Here is a 14,982-nt window from a genome sequence, read left to right as displayed (position 1 = left end):
ATTAAAGGTGATGGGCTCATCCTTGAGCGTGACACCATTGTGCAGGGTCGCTGGGGCGGCCCTGCTGACGAATAGCAAAATACAGTGCGGGTGTAGCCTGACCACCGCTGTTGCCGACGGTGGAAATCACTTCTCCGGCTTTAACGATATCGCCGGCCGACTTGAGCAGCGTCTGGTTGTGGCCATACAGGCTCAAATAGCCGTTGCCGTGGTCCAGAATCACCAGCTGTCCAGCGCCGCGCAGCCAGTCGGCAAACACGACGCGCCCACCATGTACCGCGTGGACCGGAGTGCCTGCACCGGCGCTGATCATCACGCCGTCCCACTTGGTTCGGGCATCATCACCACGGCTTTCACCGAAGCGCGCAAGCAATCGACCATCAACTGGCCAAGGAAGTTTGCCCCGTGCTTGAGAAAAAGGTCCGCCATAGGAGACGCCGGCACTCGACACCAGGGCACCCGGTGTCGATTTGACCGGTTTGCGCGGGGCGTCGGTGGCAACCGATTCAGCCTCCCGTTGACGTTTTTTCTCTGCTTCCTGCTGTGCAATCAGGGCTTTTTGCCGCGCTGCTTCGGCCTCACGGGCCTGGCGGGCGAGGGTTTCTTCAATGGTTTTGAGGACTTTGGCCAGATCGGCCTGATCCTGCTCGCGAGCTTGCAGCTTTTGATCGCGGTCTTTGACATCGGAGCTTAGTTTGGCCAGCACTTGCTGGCGCTCTGCGCGGACTTTATCGAGTGCGGCGCGCTGCTCATCGAGGCTGCTTTTCTGGGTCAGCAACTGGGCTTGTTGCAAGTTGATGTCGGCTTCGACATTGGCCAGTTGGCGCAGGGTTTCGTTAAAACCCTTGAGCTGCTCCAGACGGGCCTGGCTCAGGTAGTCGTAATAGGTGAGGGTCCGGGCGAACTTCTCGGGGTTTTGCTGGTTGAGCAGCATCTTCAGGTATTCCTGACGTCCGCCCTGATAGGCGGCACGGGCCTGAATGGCGATCAGGCGTTGCTGTTCAAGTTTTGCGCTGTGGAGTTTTTTTTTCTCGCTATCTAGGCGCAGCAGCTCGCCTTCACTCTTTTTTAGTTCTTTTTGCAGGGCGTCTACCTGCTTCTCCAGTTTGCCGATTTCGGTTTCGGTGCCGCGCAGTTCTTTTTGCACGCCCGATTGTTCTTGCTGGAGCTGGCCCAAGCGTTTTTTAAGCTCGCCGATGTCCTGGCGCGTAACTTCCAGCTGTTGTTGGGTTTGTGCGCGCTCGTCGGCAAACGCCGGTTGGAGCAGGCATGCGAGGGTCAGGGCTATAAGGGCGCGAAGCATGGGGCGGGCGACACCTGGGGAACGGGACGGCCTAGTATGCCCGCCATCGTTACCTATAAGAAATGGATGAAAGTGAAATAGTAGCTGCAGATCCTGTACGCGAAACTCCTGTAGGAGCGAGCTTGCTCGCGAGCCTTAAAAGCTCGCGAGCAAGCCCGCTCCTACAGGTGCATGGCTTTAGGCGTCGAGCAAAATGGTCTTGCCGGTCATTTCCTCGGGCTGTGGCAGACCCAGCAGTTTGAGCATGGTCGGCGCTACGTCGGCCAGAACCCCGCCTTCACGCACCTTGAATGCACGCTTGCCTACATAAATGAACGGTACGGGTTCACAGGTGTGGGCGGTGTGCGCCTGGCCGGTGGTGTCGTCGGACATCTGCTCCACGTTGCCGTGGTCGGCGGTGATCAGGGCTTCGCCACCGACCTTGTCCAGCGCCTCGACGATGCGGCCGACACAGGCATCAAGGCACTCAACGGCCTTGACTGCAGCATCGAACACACCGCTGTGACCGACCATGTCGCCGTTGGCGTAGTTAACGACAATCACGTCGTAACGCTGGTGCTCGATGGCATCGACAATCCTGTCGGTGACTTCGGGCGCGCTCATTTCCGGTTGCAGGTCGTAGGTGGCTACTTTAGGCGACGGGATCAAAATGCGCTCTTCACCCGGGAACGGCTCTTCACGGCCACCGGAGAAGAAGAAGGTCACGTGGGCGTATTTTTCGGTTTCGGCAATGCGCAGCTGGGTTTTGCCGTTTTTCGCCAGATAGTCGCCGAGGACGTTTTCCAGGCTGCCGGGGGCAAATGCGCTTGGCGCCGGGATGCTGGCGGCGTATTGGGTCAGCATCACGAAACCGGCCAGTTTTGGCTGGCGGGCGCGGGCGAATTCCTTGAAGTCGTCTTCAACAAATACACGGGTCAGTTCGCGGGCACGGTCGGCGCGGAAGTTCATGAAGACCACGGCATCGCCGTCTTCTACCTTGACCGGCTCGCCAATGGTGGTGGCTTTGACGAATTCATCACTCTCGCCACGGGCATAGGCGGCTTCCAGGCCCTCTTGGGCGGTGGCGGCGTTGAACTCGCCCTTGGCGTCGACAATCAGGTTGTAGGCCTGGGCCACGCGGTCCCAACGGTTGTCGCGGTCCATGGCGAAGTAGCGCCCGATCAGACTGGCGATACGGCCTTTGCCCAGCGCCTTGAAGGCTTCGTCCAACAGCTCGATGGACGACGCCGCGCTTTTTGGCGGCGTGTCGCGGCCATCCAGAAAGGCATGCAGGTAGATTTTTTCAGCGCCGCGCTTGAACGCCAGCTCGGCCATTGCCACGAGGTGGTCCTGGTGGCTGTGAACGCCACCTTCGGACAGCAGGCCCATGATATGTACGGCCTTGCCTGCAGCCACGGCCTTGTCGACCGCCGCGCAAATGGTCGGGTTCTCGAAGAACTCACCGTCGCGGATCGACTTGGTGACACGGGTGAAATCCTGATACACCACGCGGCCGGCGCCCAGGTTCATGTGGCCAACCTCGGAGTTGCCCATTTGGCCGTCTGGCAGGCCCACATCCATGCCCGAACCCGAAATCAGGCCGTTTGGCATGTTCGCGCAAAGACGATCGAGCACCGGTTTTTTGGCCGCATAGACGGCGTTGCCCTTGTGGCTTTCACTGTGACCGAAGCCATCCAGGATGATCAGGACCAAAGGTTTAGGCGTGGTAGTCATAGATCCCACTCGTGGCTGGTTTATTGGAAGGTGTGAAGAAGACGCGCAGTTTAAAGCGAAGTTCATGTGACGTCACCGCCGGGCGGGGTTTGGCCGACCAAGGCGGCTGTGTATACTGGCCCACATTTTACGACCCTGGAACCTTCTGATGGTTGAGCACCTGATTGCATTTGCGACTTCTCACTACCTGCTTGTAGGCGCGTTTGTCATCCTGTTGGCGTTGTTGATCGCCCACGAGATGAGCCGCGGCGGGCGCAGCATCAGCACGGGCGAACTGACCGGTCTGGTCAATCGCGACGAAGGCGTGGTGATTGATATTCGCCCGGTTAAAGACTTTGCCGCCGGCCACATCGTGGGCTCGTTGAATATCCCGCAAGACAAGCTGATGGCGCGTATTGCCGAGCTGGACAAGCACAAGGGCAAGACCATCATCCTGGTTGATGCCCAGGGCCAGCATTCAGGCTCCCACGCCCGTGAGCTGCTCAAGGCCGGCTACAACGCTGCCAAACTGTCCGGCGGTATTGGCAGCTGGCGCGCCGACAACCTGCCAGTGGTGAAGTAAAAATGTCCAAGGTCATCGTTTACTCCAGCGATTATTGCCCGTTCTGCAGCCGCGCCAAGTACCTGCTGGAAAGCAAGAAAGTTGCCTTTGAAGAAATCAAGGTCGACGGCAAGCCTCAGGTACGTGCCGAGATGGCCAAGAAGGCAGGTCGTACGTCAGTCCCGCAAATCTGGATTGGCGAGACCCATGTCGGCGGATGCGATGACCTGTTTGCCCTGGACCGCGCGGGTAAACTGGATGCGCTGCTGAACGTCTGACTCTCATTCTCTATAAGCCCCAAGATCAACAAGGATCTGTGATGACTGACCAACAGAACACCGCTGCTGTTAGCGATGAAGACACCGCTCCACAATTTTCCCTGCAGCGTATCTACGTGCGCGACTTGTCGTTCGAGGCCCCTAAAAGCCCGGCGATCTTCCGTCAGCAGTGGGAGCCGAGCGTTGGCCTGGACCTGAACACCCGTCAAAAGCCGCTGGAAGGCGACTTCCACGAAGTGGTTCTGACCTTGTCGGTTACCGTCAAAAACGGTGAAGAAGTGGCGTTCATTGCTGAAGTCCAGCAGGCTGGCATCTTCCTGATCAAAAACCTTGATCCTGCGTCGATGAACCACACGCTGGGCGCGTTCTGCCCGAACATCCTGTTCCCGTATGCCCGTGAAACCCTGGACAGCCTGGTTACCCGTGGCTCGTTCCCGGCGTTGATGCTGGCTCCGGTGAACTTCGATGCCTTGTACGCGCAAGAATTGCAGCGCATGCAGGAAGAAGGCAGCCCGACTGTTCAATAAATAGTCGATGCCCAATAAAAAAGCGCCTTGATGGCGCTTTTTTATTGCCTCTGTCCAAAGGCAACCTGTAGGAGCGAGCTCTTCAAGCTGGCCCCACAGAGCTCGCGAGCAAGCTCGCTCCTACAGTTTTTGGCGTATTACTTGAAGTCCAGCTGGCGCCAGGCCTCGTACACAGCCACGGCCACAGTGTTGGACAGGTTCAGGCTGCGGCAGCCTTCGCGCATCGGCAGGCGCAGGCGGTGTTCGCTGTCCAGCGCATCCAGCACCTCTGGCGGCAGGCCACGGCTTTCAGGGCCGAAGATAAAGGCATCACCTTCGGCAAACCGGGCGTCGTGGAACGGTCGTGAACCTTTGGTGGTAAAAGCGAACAGTCGGGGATGGCCAAGGCTTTCGAGGCAGCTGGCCAGATCGGCATGGCGCTTGAGCGGCGCGTACTCGTGGTAATCGAGCCCGGCGCGGCGCAAGCGCTTGTCGTCCAGCTCAAAACCGATAGGCTCGATCAAATGCAGGTGGCAGCCGCTGTTGGCGCACAGCCTGATAATGTTGCCGGTATTCGGCGGAATTTCTGGTTGAAAAAGGATGACGTGAAACATGCACGGCTCCGAACTTAAAGATGGGCAGCATTCTACGCCTGAAGAGGACCCGCGACCGAAACTATGGCCACGGGTTTTAGGTTCTTTGGCGATAGTCGGTGTAATGGTGGGGATGATGATAGGGCGTTTGACCGCGCCTGTGCCGGTTGAGCTGCAGCAGGTGGACGTGTTGCCCGGCGCGCTGGTGGTGTGGTTCAGCGCTGAGCCCAAGCTGCATGGCGAGTTGGTTGATGGCACCTTGGGGTTGCTGTTCGATGCCAGGGGCACGCCGCAAAATGGCCAGTTGAAGCTCGCTGACAAGGTTGTGAACTGGCGGCTACGTCATACCGATGGCGGGTTGCTGCTCACGTTGGTGGCGGCCCGTGCTCTGCGGGGCGACTGGGCCGGAGCGCCGCAGGAAGGGCGCTGGCGGTTGCAGGTAAACCTGCGAGAGTAATAAAAGAGGGAATTGCGGCCTGCCTGTACCGGTTCCCCAAAAGCGTTGTGCGCGTTGATGCAGAAGGCATCAAGGCTGCGGATGTAAAAGTGGGGAGTCTTGACCTGCCTGTATCAAGGTCCCCTAAAGCGTTGTCAGGGTTATTGCAGGGTGCATGCCAGTTTTGGTTTTTCGATGTTATTTTTTTCATCCATACAAAAAAGCCCCGGAATCCGGGGCTTTTTTGGGACTGCTGTTTTGGGTTGCCGATGTTGCTGTAACCATTGATCTAGAGCTGTGCACACAAATAGTGCGTGTTGCCTGAAGCTGGTGCGGTTCTGTAGGCGCGAGCTTGCTCGCGATCTTTCAGGCGGATCACAGGGGTGCCATCGCTGGCAAGCCAGCTCCCCCATCATCCCGATGGCGAGTTATGCCTCGTCGCTGTCATCCTCGTCGCCATCAATCTTCATCCCCAGTTCCTTGATCTTGCGGGTCAGGGTGTTGCGGCCCCAGCCCAGCAGCACGGCTGCATCGCGGCGACGGCCTGCGGTGTGCTTGAGGGCGGTCTCGATCATGATCCGTTCAAACGTCGGCACCGCACTGTCGAGCAGGTTGGACTGGCCACGGCCCAGCGCCTGGTCAGCCCACTGGCGCAGGGCCTGCTCCCAGTTGGTGACCGGCGACGTGTCTTGCTGCAGGTTCAACAGCTCGGGCGGCAGGTCGCTGATATGCACTTCGCGACCTGAAGCCATCACGGTGATCCAGCGACAGGTGTTCTCCAGCTGGCGTACGTTGCCCGGCCACGGCAGGTTTTTCAGGTATTGCTCAGTCTCGGCCTTGAGCAGCTTGGGCTCGACAGACAGCTCTTGCGCGGCGCTGCTGAGGAAGTGGCGGGTCAGGGTCGGGATGTCTTCGCGACGGTCCGACAGGCGCGGGATGTGGATGCGGATCACGTTCAGGCGGTGGAACAGGTCTTCGCGGAACTTGCCGGCCTGCACCAGGGTTTCGAGGTTCTGGTGTGTCGCGGCAATGATCCGTACATCGACCTTGACCGGCGTATGGCCACCGACCCGGTAGAACTCGCCATCGGCCAAAACCCGCAGCAGGCGCGTTTGGGTGTCGGCAGGCATGTCGCCGATTTCGTCCAGAAACAGGGTCCCGCCATCGGCTTGCTCAAACCGTCCGCGGCGCAGGTTGGCGGCTCCGGTGAAGGCACCTTTCTCGTGGCCGAACAGCTCGGACTCCATCAGGTCCTTGGGGATGGCTGCCATGTTCAACGCGATAAAAGGCGATGCCGCGCGCGGGCTGTGGCGATGCAGGGCGTGGGCGACCAGTTCTTTGCCGGTGCCCGACTCACCGTTGATCAAAACGGTGATGTTGGAGTGGCTGAGTCGGCCAATGGCGCGAAATACCTCTTGCATCGCCGGTGCTTCACCGATGATTTCCGGCGTGCGTGCCAGTGACGGAGGGGCGGCCAGGCCTTGTTGCTCCTGGGCATGCTGGTTGGCTCGCTTGACCAGGGATACAGCTTCGTCGACGTCGAACGGCTTGGGCAGGTATTCGAACGCGCCACCCTGATAAGACGCTACCGCACTGTCGAGGTCCGAGTGGGCGGTCATGATGATTACGGGCAGGCGCGGATGCTGTTCGCGAATCTTGGCCAGCAAGTCCAGACCGCTGGCGCCGGGCATGCGAATGTCAGAAATAATCACGTCGGGCTGCTGGCGGGCGAGTCGGCTCATCACTCCGTCGGCGCTGTCGAAGCTCTGTGTGGTCATGCCTTCCTGTTGCAAGGCTTTTTCCAGGACCCAGCGGATAGAACGGTCGTCGTCGACGATCCACACGGTTTCACTTCGGCTCATGTCGATGCGGCTCCTTGTTCCAGTGGTAGAAAGATCGAGAAGAGTGTGTGGCCAGGGTGGCTTTCACACTCGATCAATCCCTGGTGCTGGCTAATGATGTTCTGGGTAATGGCCAGCCCCAGCCCGGTGCCGTCAGGGCGGCCGCTGACCATTGGAAAGAAGAGGGTGTCCTGCAACTCGGCCGGGATGCCCGGGCCGTTGTCGATTATTTCGATTTTTGTCACCAGTCGATGGCGCACATGGCCAATAGTGAACTGGCGCATGGCCCGGGTACGCAGGCTGATGCGGCCCAGGCGCAGTTCGTTCTGGCTGCCAATGGCCTGCATGGCATTACGCACAATATTGAGCACGGCCTGAATCATCTGTTCGCGGTCGATCAGCAGGTCGGGCAGGCTGGGGTCATAGTCGCGCACTACCGTGATGCTGCCCTGTGTCTCGGCCTCGACCAGATTGCACACCCGCTCCAGCACTTCATGGACATTGGTCATGGCCAGCGAAGGCAGTTTGTTGGAGCCCAGCATGCGATCAACCAGATTACGCAAGCGATCGGCTTCTTCGATGATGACGTTGGTGTAGTCACGCAGACTTTCATCGGGCAACTGGCGGGCCAGTAACTGCGCCGCGCCGCGAATGCCGCCCAGCGGGTTCTTGATTTCGTGGGCCAGGCCGCGCACCAGCATCTTGCTGGTTTCCTGCTTGGACAGCTGTGCTTCTTCTTTGGTGATACGCAGCAGCCGGTCGCGCGGGTGCACTTCAAGCAGCAGCATTGTGTCGCCGTGGCTCAGGATCGGGGTCACGGCGTAGTCGACCGTCAGGCTCTGGCCGGTCAGCGACGTCAGCATGGCTTCGCGCTTGGTAAACGGGTGGGCCTGTTCAACGGCCTGGCGCAGCGAGTGCAAGGCCTCCGTCGACTCAGTAAACAGTTCGCTGATGAATTGCCCATGACTGCGTTGGCCACTGATGGCCAGCAGCATTTCCGCTGCCGGGTTCATGTACTCAAGGCGCAGATCGGCATTGAGCAACAAGGTGGCAGTGGTCAGATTGTCGAGTAGCAGTCGGTGCAGGGCGTCACTGATGGTCATGGGCCGATCCCGGATTGCATGCGCGGGTGAGGCGCTGAGACAAGGAAAATGCAAAAAACAAACCAAGGCTCCGAAAAGAAGCGCGATTCGCCTGAAATAAGGAGTTACAGCCCTTTTAGATGGCGTTAATGCAATTGGCGTGGGTCGTTTTGAACCAAACTGGGCTGATAAGTGTGTAATAGATCAGCAGTCGCACCAATATAGTGCAGAAATGCTGAATAGATTCAGTTCGCCTCTAAATTGTCCTGCGCGGCCTGCTGTGGCTGACGATGCCTGTAGCGATCGGGGTTGGGCGGCTGGGCGAGCTCCTGTTCGGGCAGCAGCATGTAAGGGGGGATGCTGGCAGGTGAATGCCGGAACGCTGCGATCCGGTTTGCCGGCAAAACAGATATCTGCTGCGAGTGGCCGCCCGTCGCCGGTACGTCGCTGAATGTCACGCTGGCGTTGATATCGCTGTGGCGATAGATCTGCGCTGCCGCCGGCTGGGCACAAAGCAGTACAAATAAAAGCAGGGTTGCCTGCTGTCTCACTCGGGAAATTCCGGTGGGGTCTGTTGGAGTCGCAGTACTTTCGCGGGGCATTGCCGGGGCCACCTTGTGAGAAACAGGGGGCGTCAGCCTGGGCTAGTGTCGAGGGGATTGATGTCAGCTGCGGCCTTTATTGACTGGGTCGATGGCTGCAGCACCGGTCGGATTTTTTTCTGTGCGTGCGCAAGCGATAAAACCGCGGCCATAAAAAAGGCCTCCCGAAGGAGGCCTCTTGGTAACGCCTGCGTGGGCAGTCGTTGCTGGATTAGCAGCTGTAGTACAGCTCGTATTCCAGTGGGTGTACGAAGGTGCGAACCTTGATTTCTTCTTCGCTTTTCAGAGCGATGTAAGCGTCGATGAAATCGTCGCTGAAAACGCCGCCTTTGGTCAGGAAGGCACGACCTTTATCCAGCTCTTCCAGGGCTTCTTTCAGGCTGCCGCAAACCTGCGGGATCTCTTTCGCCTCTTCAGGCGGCAGGTCGTACAGGTTTTTGTCAGCTGCGTCGCCCGGGTGGATCTTGTTCTGGATACCGTCCAGACCAGCCATCATCAGTGCTGCGAAGCACAGGTACGGGTTGGCAGCCGGGTCCGGGAAGCGTGCTTCGATACGGCGAGCCTTAGGGCTGGACACGTAAGGAATACGGATCGAAGCGGAACGGTTGCGAGCCGAGTAGGCCAGCATTACCGGGGCTTCGAAGCCTGGTACCAGACGCTTGTAGGAGTTGGTAGCCGGGTTGGTGAAGCCGTTCAGGGCCTTACCGTGCTTGATGATGCCGCCGATGAAGTACAGGGCGGTGTCGGACAGGCCGGCATAACCTTCGCCAGCGAAGGTGTTCTTGCCATCTTTGGAGATGGACATGTGTACGTGCATACCCGAGCCGTTGTCGCCGTACAGAGGCTTAGGCATGAAAGTAGCGGTACGGCCGTAGGCGTCTGCCACGTTGTGTACGCAGTACTTCAGGGTCTGAACTTCGTCAGCCTTTTTCACCAGGGTGTTGAACTGCACGCCGATTTCGTTCTGGCCGGCAGTTGCCACTTCGTGGTGGTGTACTTCGATGACCAGGCCCATCTCTTCCATGGCGTTGCACATGGAGGTACGGATTTCATGGTCGTGGTCGAACGGAGGAACAGGGAAGTAGCCGCCCTTGATACCTGGACGGTGGCCACGGTTGCCGCCTTCCACGTCCTGGTCGGACATCCACGAACCTTGTTCGGAGTAGATCTTGAACATGGAACCGGAGATGTCGGACTTGAATTTCACTTCGTCGAAGATGAAGAACTCAGGCTCAGGACCCACAAACACAGTGTCGCCGATACCGGTGGACTTCAGGTATTCCTCGGCACGGGTGGCGATGGCGCGCGGGTCGCGATCGTAGCCTTGCATGGTCGAAGGTTCGATGATGTCGCACACCAGGATCAGCGTTGGCTGTTCGGTGAACGGGTCCAGAACGGCAGTGCTGTCGTCTGGCAGCAGGATCATGTCGGACGCTTCGATGCCTTTCCAGCCAGCAATGGAGGAGCCGTCGAACATTTTGCCGTCGGTGAAGAAGTTTTCATCCAGCGCATCACGGGCCGGCATGGTCACGTGGTGCTGAGTGCCTTTAGTGTCAGTGAAGCGCAGATCAATCCACTTGACGTCATGATCTTTGATGAGTTGAACCGACTTCGACATAGTGTCCTCCGGGTGGCTTCGGGCTGAGTAGTGGAGAGCCCGTTAAAGGTGGTTGATGCCGGCGCGAATACTCTGCCAAGGCAACCTGCCTCACAAGAGAGCAAATTGCATGCCAGTGCCCCGACTTGGGCTTAATGCCCCAATCTTAAGCAGGTCAGCGCCGCAGACTACCGATTAAGAAGCTTTGCCGCACTCAAATGAAGCGAAATCCGGGTCTTTTGACCCATTTTGGTGCGGTGAAAACCGTTTGTACGATAACTGGTTAAACCTTGAGCAATTTCCGCTATAATCCGCGCCCCCCTTTTTTGGCAGGCTGCTCGCGCGCTGTTTTCATGAAACTAATCGTAAAAGTCTTCCCCGAAATCACTATTAAGAGCCGTCCGGTTCGGATGCGTTTCGTCCGCCAATTGGCTAAAAACATCCGCGCTGTGCTCCGCGATCTGGATCCGGCTGTGGTGGTGACGGGCGTGTGGGACAACATCGAGCTGCAAACGCGCGTAAGTGACCCCAAAGCCCTGAAGGAGATGACTGCGCGCCTTAGCTGCATGCCGGGCATCACCCATTTCCTGCAAGTCGACGAGTACCCGCTGGGTGACTTCGATGACGTGGTTGAAAAGTGCAAATTGCACTTCGGTGATGCGCTGGCGGGCAAGATTTTTTCCGTGCGTTGCAAGCGCGGCGGCAAGCACCCGTTTACTTCGATGGAAATCGAGAAATACGTCGGCAGCAAGCTGCGTCGTGAATGCGGTGCGGCAGGAATTGACCTGAAAAATCCGCAAATTGAAGTCCGCTTCGAAATTCGCGACCAACGGTTGTTTGTGATTCACAGCCAGCACGACAGCATCGGCGGCTTCCCGCTGGGCTCTCTGGAACAGACCTTGGTGTTGATGTCCGGTGGTTTCGATTCTACCGTTGCGGCCTACCAGATCATGCGTCGCGGCCTGATGAGCCACTTTTGCTTCTTCAACCTGGGCGGACGTGCCCATGAACTGGGCGTGATGGAAGTCGCGCACTATATATGGAAGAAGTACGGCAGCTCGCAGCGCGTGCTGTTTGTCAGCGTTCCGTTCGAAGAAGTTTTGGGCGAAATTCTCGGCAAAGTCGATAACAGTCATATGGGCGTCATTTTGAAGCGTATGATGTTGCGCGCTGCAACCCGTATCGCTGAGCGTCTCGATATCGAAGTGCTGGTAACCGGCGAAGCGATTTCCCAGGTATCGAGCCAGACCCTGCCCAATTTGTCGCTGATTGACTCGGCTACTGACAAATTGGTCCTGCGTCCACTGATCGCGAGCCACAAGCAGGACATCATTGATCAGGCGGTTGAAATCGGTACGGCCGATTTTGCCAAGCACATGCCTGAATATTGCGGGGTGATTTCGGTCAACCCCAAGACCCACGCCAAACGCAACCGCGTGGAGTACGAAGAACAACAGTTCGATATGGCCGTGCTCGAGCGTGCACTTGAGCGGGCCAAACTGGTGCCGATTGATCGGGTGATCGATGAATTGGGCCAGGACTTGCAAGTCGAAGAGGTCAGCGAAGTGCTGGCGGGCCAGATCGTGATAGACATCCGTCACCCGGATGCTCAGGAAGATCAACCGCTGGAACTGGCTGGCATCGAAGTACAAGCGTTGCCGTTCTATGCATTGAACAGCCGCTTCAAGGAACTGGATGACACCCGTCAGTACCTGTTGTATTGCGACAAAGGCGTGATGAGTCGCCTGCATGCTCACCATTTGCTCAGTGAGGGACATGCCAATGTGCGCGTTTATCGACCGAGCTAAGAGCCCGGGGCTGTATGCCTGTGGCCTGCGTCACCGGCCCCCCGACGCCGAGGTCAAGTTGTAACGGCTTGACCTGACTCTACTGTTAATCGCTGCCACGACCTGTCAGCACACCGAATCCTCTGATCGAGATACACAAGTGATCGAAAATCTACGTAACATCGCCATCATTGCTCACGTTGACCACGGTAAAACCACCCTGGTAGACAAACTCTTGCGTCAATCCGGCACTCTGGAACGCGGCGAGCTCAACGACGAGCGCGTGATGGACTCCAACGACCAGGAAAAAGAGCGCGGCATTACCATTCTTGCCAAGAACACCGCTATCAACTGGAACGGCTACCACATCAACATCGTGGACACCCCGGGCCACGCCGACTTCGGCGGCGAAGTTGAACGTGTAATGTCGATGGTTGACTCCGTTCTGCTGCTGGTTGACGCTCAAGACGGCCCTATGCCGCAAACCCGTTTCGTGACCAAGAAGGCTTTCGAAGCCGGCCTGCGTCCAATCGTGGTTATCAACAAGGTTGACCGTCCAGGCGCACGTCCGGACTGGGTTCTGGATCAAATCTTCGACCTGTTCGACAACCTGGGTGCTACCGAAGAACAGCTGGACTTCAAAGTGGTTTACGCCTCTGCCCTGAACGGTATTGCTGGTCTTGACCACACCGACATGGCTGAAGACATGACCCCGCTGTACCAGGCGATTGTTGACCACGTTCCGGCTCCAAAAGTTGACCGTGACGGCCCGTTCCAGATGCAAATCTCGGCACTGGACTACAACAGCTTCCTGGGCATCATCGGCGTTGGCCGTATCGCTCGTGGTCGCGTCAAGCCGAACACCCAGGTTGTAGCTATCGATGCTGACGGCAAGCGCCGTAACGGTCGTATCCTGAAGCTGATGGGTCACCACGGTCTGCACCGTATTGACGTTGAAGAAGCAGCTGCCGGCGACATCGTCTGCATCAGCGGCTTCGACCAGCTGTTCATCTCCGACACTCTGTGCGACCCACTGAACGTCGAAGCGATGAAGCCGCTGACCGTTGACGAACCTACCGTTTCGATGACCTTCCAGGTTAACGACTCGCCGTTCTGCGGCCGTGAAGGCAAGTTCGTAACCAGCCGTAACATCAAGGAACGTCTGGACAAAGAATTGCTCTACAACGTTGCTCTGCGCGTTGAAGAAGGCGACACCGCTGACAAGTTCAAAGTGTCGGGTCGTGGTGAGCTGCACTTGTCCGTACTGATCGAAACCATGCGTCGCGAAGGCTTCGAAATGGGTGTTGGTCGTCCGGAAGTAATCATCCGCATGGTTGACGGCGTTAAGCACGAACCGTACGAAAACGTAACCATCGACCTGCCAGAAGAATCGCAGGGCGCAATCATGGAACAGATCGGTATCCGTAAAGGCGATCTGACCAACATGGTTCCGGATGGCAAGGGCCGTGTTCGTCTTGAATACAACATCCCTGCACGTGGCCTGATCGGTTTCCGTAACGAGTTCCTGACTCTGACTTCGGGCGCTGGCATCCTGACCTCGATCTTCGACCGTTACGACGTGATGAAGTCGGGCGACATGTCCGGCCGTCAGAACGGCGTTCTGGTTTCGGTTGCTACCGGTAAGGCTCTGACTTACTCGCTCGAAACCCTGCAGGCTCGCGGCAAACTGTTCCTGGGTCACGGTGAAGACGTGTACGAAGGTCAAATCGTCGGCATCAACAGCCGCGACAACGACCTGGGCGTTAACCCAACCAAAGGCAAGAAGCTCGACAACATGCGTGCTTCGGGTAAAGACGAAACCATCGCTCTGGTTCCGCCTATCCGCTTCACACTGGAGCAAGCTCTGGAATTCGTTCAAGAAGACGAATTGTGCGAAGTGACGCCTAAGTCCATCCGTCTTCGCAAGAAGATCCTGGGCGAAAGCGAGCGTACCCGCGCTAGCAAGAAAAGCAGCAAATAAGCTATTTAGTTAGCTGAACAAAAAACGCCCCCGGCCTTGCGGTCGGGGGCGTTTTTTTGTGTCCGGGATTTGTGTACTGCGCGGGCCTGGTGGGAGCTGGCTTGCCAGCGACGGGGCAGGTGCGGTTTATCAGGCAGAGCGACGCAGGCCAGCTCGCCCATGGATCAAGAGCGGGTTAAAACACCATCAGTTTCTCGCTGCTGTTTTTGCGTTCAACCGCTTTGGGCACATAGGCGCAATAACCCGGGCGCGGGCCAATCCGTGGGTGGTTGCGGCAAGTGTCCGGGCGCTTTTCGTAAATGGTGCACATGCGCGACTTGCGATCCAGGTACAAGCAGTCGTTATTGCTCATGCGCTGCAGGGTGAAAATCCCGGACTTCTGATTGAAGCGCTCCACGATGCCTTCTTTCTGCAGGCGTTTGGCGATGTTCTTCGGCGGATCGCCCATCTCAAACTCATCGACGATGCCGATGCGGATCAGGTCTTTGATTTTGACCTCGACCGGCAGCGTGCAGCAGCTGGAAATGCAGGAACCGCACATGGGCGCGGAGTATTTGGCCCAGGTATCGATACGGTCGATTTCCGCGGCGGCGATCAGGTTGGACTTCATCAGGCTTGTATTCCGGCGTGCATCAGGGCGCGCGATGATACCGGGGTTGGTGAATGTGTGAACAACCATTTGCCGGTTTTTCGATCAGGGCCATGTTTTAAAGCGCTCACTG

The 14,982-nt window shown here is 57.7% G+C and carries 14 protein-coding genes; 6 read left to right on the top strand and 8 right to left on the bottom strand.

Going from position 1 to position 14,982, the window contains the following annotated elements; all coding sequences use genetic code 11:
• Window positions 1-16 precede the first annotated feature (16 nt).
• Both AOC04_RS19045 and gpmI read right to left on the bottom strand, forming a co-directional pair.
• Window positions 17-1,303, bottom strand: coding sequence for a murein hydrolase activator EnvC family protein (locus tag AOC04_RS19045; protein ID WP_060696103.1), 1,287 nt, complete (start codon window positions 1,301-1,303; stop codon window positions 17-19).
• A 177-nt stretch (window positions 1,304-1,480) separates the two neighbouring features.
• Window positions 1,481-3,016: a 2,3-bisphosphoglycerate-independent phosphoglycerate mutase gene (gpmI, locus tag AOC04_RS19040; RefSeq protein ID WP_060696101.1), complete on the bottom strand. Its 1,536-nt coding sequence runs from the start codon at window positions 3,014-3,016 to the stop codon at window positions 1,481-1,483.
• Window positions 3,017-3,164: 148 nt separating this feature from the next.
• Here gpmI and AOC04_RS19035 point away from each other — a divergent pair, with 148 nt between their 5' ends.
• The 3 genes from AOC04_RS19035 to secB are packed head-to-tail and all read left to right on the top strand — an operon-like array spanning window position 3,165 to window position 4,362.
• Window positions 3,165-3,578, top strand: a complete 414-nt coding sequence (locus AOC04_RS19035; protein WP_003438586.1) for a rhodanese-like domain-containing protein — start codon at window positions 3,165-3,167, stop codon at window positions 3,576-3,578.
• Between the two features lie 2 nt (window positions 3,579-3,580).
• Window positions 3,581-3,835, top strand: a complete 255-nt coding sequence (grxC, locus tag AOC04_RS19030) for a glutaredoxin 3 (RefSeq protein WP_060696099.1) — start codon at window positions 3,581-3,583, stop codon at window positions 3,833-3,835.
• 41 nt (window positions 3,836-3,876) lie between these two features.
• The gene (gene secB / locus AOC04_RS19025; RefSeq protein ID WP_060696097.1) at window positions 3,877-4,362 is read left to right on the top strand and encodes a protein-export chaperone SecB; all 486 of its coding nucleotides are present in this window, start codon (window positions 3,877-3,879) and stop codon (window positions 4,360-4,362) included.
• Between the two features lie 137 nt (window positions 4,363-4,499).
• Here the strand turns inward: secB and AOC04_RS19020 are convergent, their stop codons facing one another.
• On the bottom strand, window positions 4,500-4,955 hold the full coding sequence (locus tag AOC04_RS19020; protein WP_060696095.1) for a tRNA (cytidine(34)-2'-O)-methyltransferase: 456 nt from the start codon (window positions 4,953-4,955) through the stop codon (window positions 4,500-4,502).
• On the opposite strand from AOC04_RS19020, the gene AOC04_RS19015 reads away from it, so the two are divergent.
• Window positions 4,954-5,391, top strand: a complete 438-nt coding sequence (locus tag AOC04_RS19015; protein WP_060696092.1) for a hypothetical protein — start codon at window positions 4,954-4,956, stop codon at window positions 5,389-5,391. The genes AOC04_RS19020 and AOC04_RS19015 overlap by 2 nt on opposite strands.
• A 407-nt stretch (window positions 5,392-5,798) precedes the next feature.
• Here AOC04_RS19015 and ntrC read toward each other — a convergent pair whose 3' ends face one another.
• The 4 genes from ntrC to glnA form a co-directional block, all read right to left on the bottom strand.
• Window positions 5,799-7,232, bottom strand: coding sequence for a nitrogen regulation protein NR(I) (gene ntrC, locus AOC04_RS19010; RefSeq protein WP_060696090.1), 1,434 nt, complete (start codon window positions 7,230-7,232; stop codon window positions 5,799-5,801).
• Window positions 7,229-8,314, bottom strand: coding sequence for a nitrogen regulation protein NR(II) (glnL, locus tag AOC04_RS19005; protein ID WP_060696088.1), 1,086 nt, complete (start codon window positions 8,312-8,314; stop codon window positions 7,229-7,231). The genes ntrC and glnL overlap by 4 nt, the downstream gene beginning before the upstream one ends.
• Before the next feature lie 224 nt (window positions 8,315-8,538).
• Entirely contained in the window at window positions 8,539-8,895 is a 357-nt protein-coding gene (locus AOC04_RS19000; protein WP_157883482.1) for a DUF4124 domain-containing protein, read from the bottom strand.
• Between the two features lie 211 nt (window positions 8,896-9,106).
• On the bottom strand, window positions 9,107-10,513 hold the full coding sequence (glnA, locus tag AOC04_RS18995; RefSeq protein ID WP_003438610.1) for a glutamate--ammonia ligase: 1,407 nt from the start codon (window positions 10,511-10,513) through the stop codon (window positions 9,107-9,109).
• 332 nt (window positions 10,514-10,845) lie between these two features.
• Between glnA and thiI the strand changes: the two genes are divergently transcribed.
• Window positions 10,846-12,300, top strand: a complete 1,455-nt coding sequence (gene thiI / locus AOC04_RS18990) for a tRNA uracil 4-sulfurtransferase ThiI (protein WP_060696085.1) — start codon at window positions 10,846-10,848, stop codon at window positions 12,298-12,300.
• A gap of 139 nt (window positions 12,301-12,439) precedes the next feature.
• Window positions 12,440-14,260 (top strand): translational GTPase TypA, encoded by a 1,821-nt coding sequence (gene typA / locus AOC04_RS18985; protein ID WP_003438614.1) that lies wholly within the window; start codon window positions 12,440-12,442, stop codon window positions 14,258-14,260.
• Window positions 14,261-14,435: 175 nt separating this feature from the next.
• Here typA and AOC04_RS18980 read toward each other — a convergent pair whose 3' ends face one another.
• On the bottom strand, window positions 14,436-14,873 hold the full coding sequence (locus AOC04_RS18980; protein ID WP_029612548.1) for a YkgJ family cysteine cluster protein: 438 nt from the start codon (window positions 14,871-14,873) through the stop codon (window positions 14,436-14,438).
• Window positions 14,874-14,982: the final 109 nt, after the last annotated feature.

Source organism: Pseudomonas versuta, from assembly GCF_001294575.1.
Taxonomy (GTDB): domain Bacteria; phylum Pseudomonadota; class Gammaproteobacteria; order Pseudomonadales; family Pseudomonadaceae; genus Aquipseudomonas; species Aquipseudomonas versuta.
This window is presented reverse-complemented; position numbering and strand designations above follow the sequence as displayed.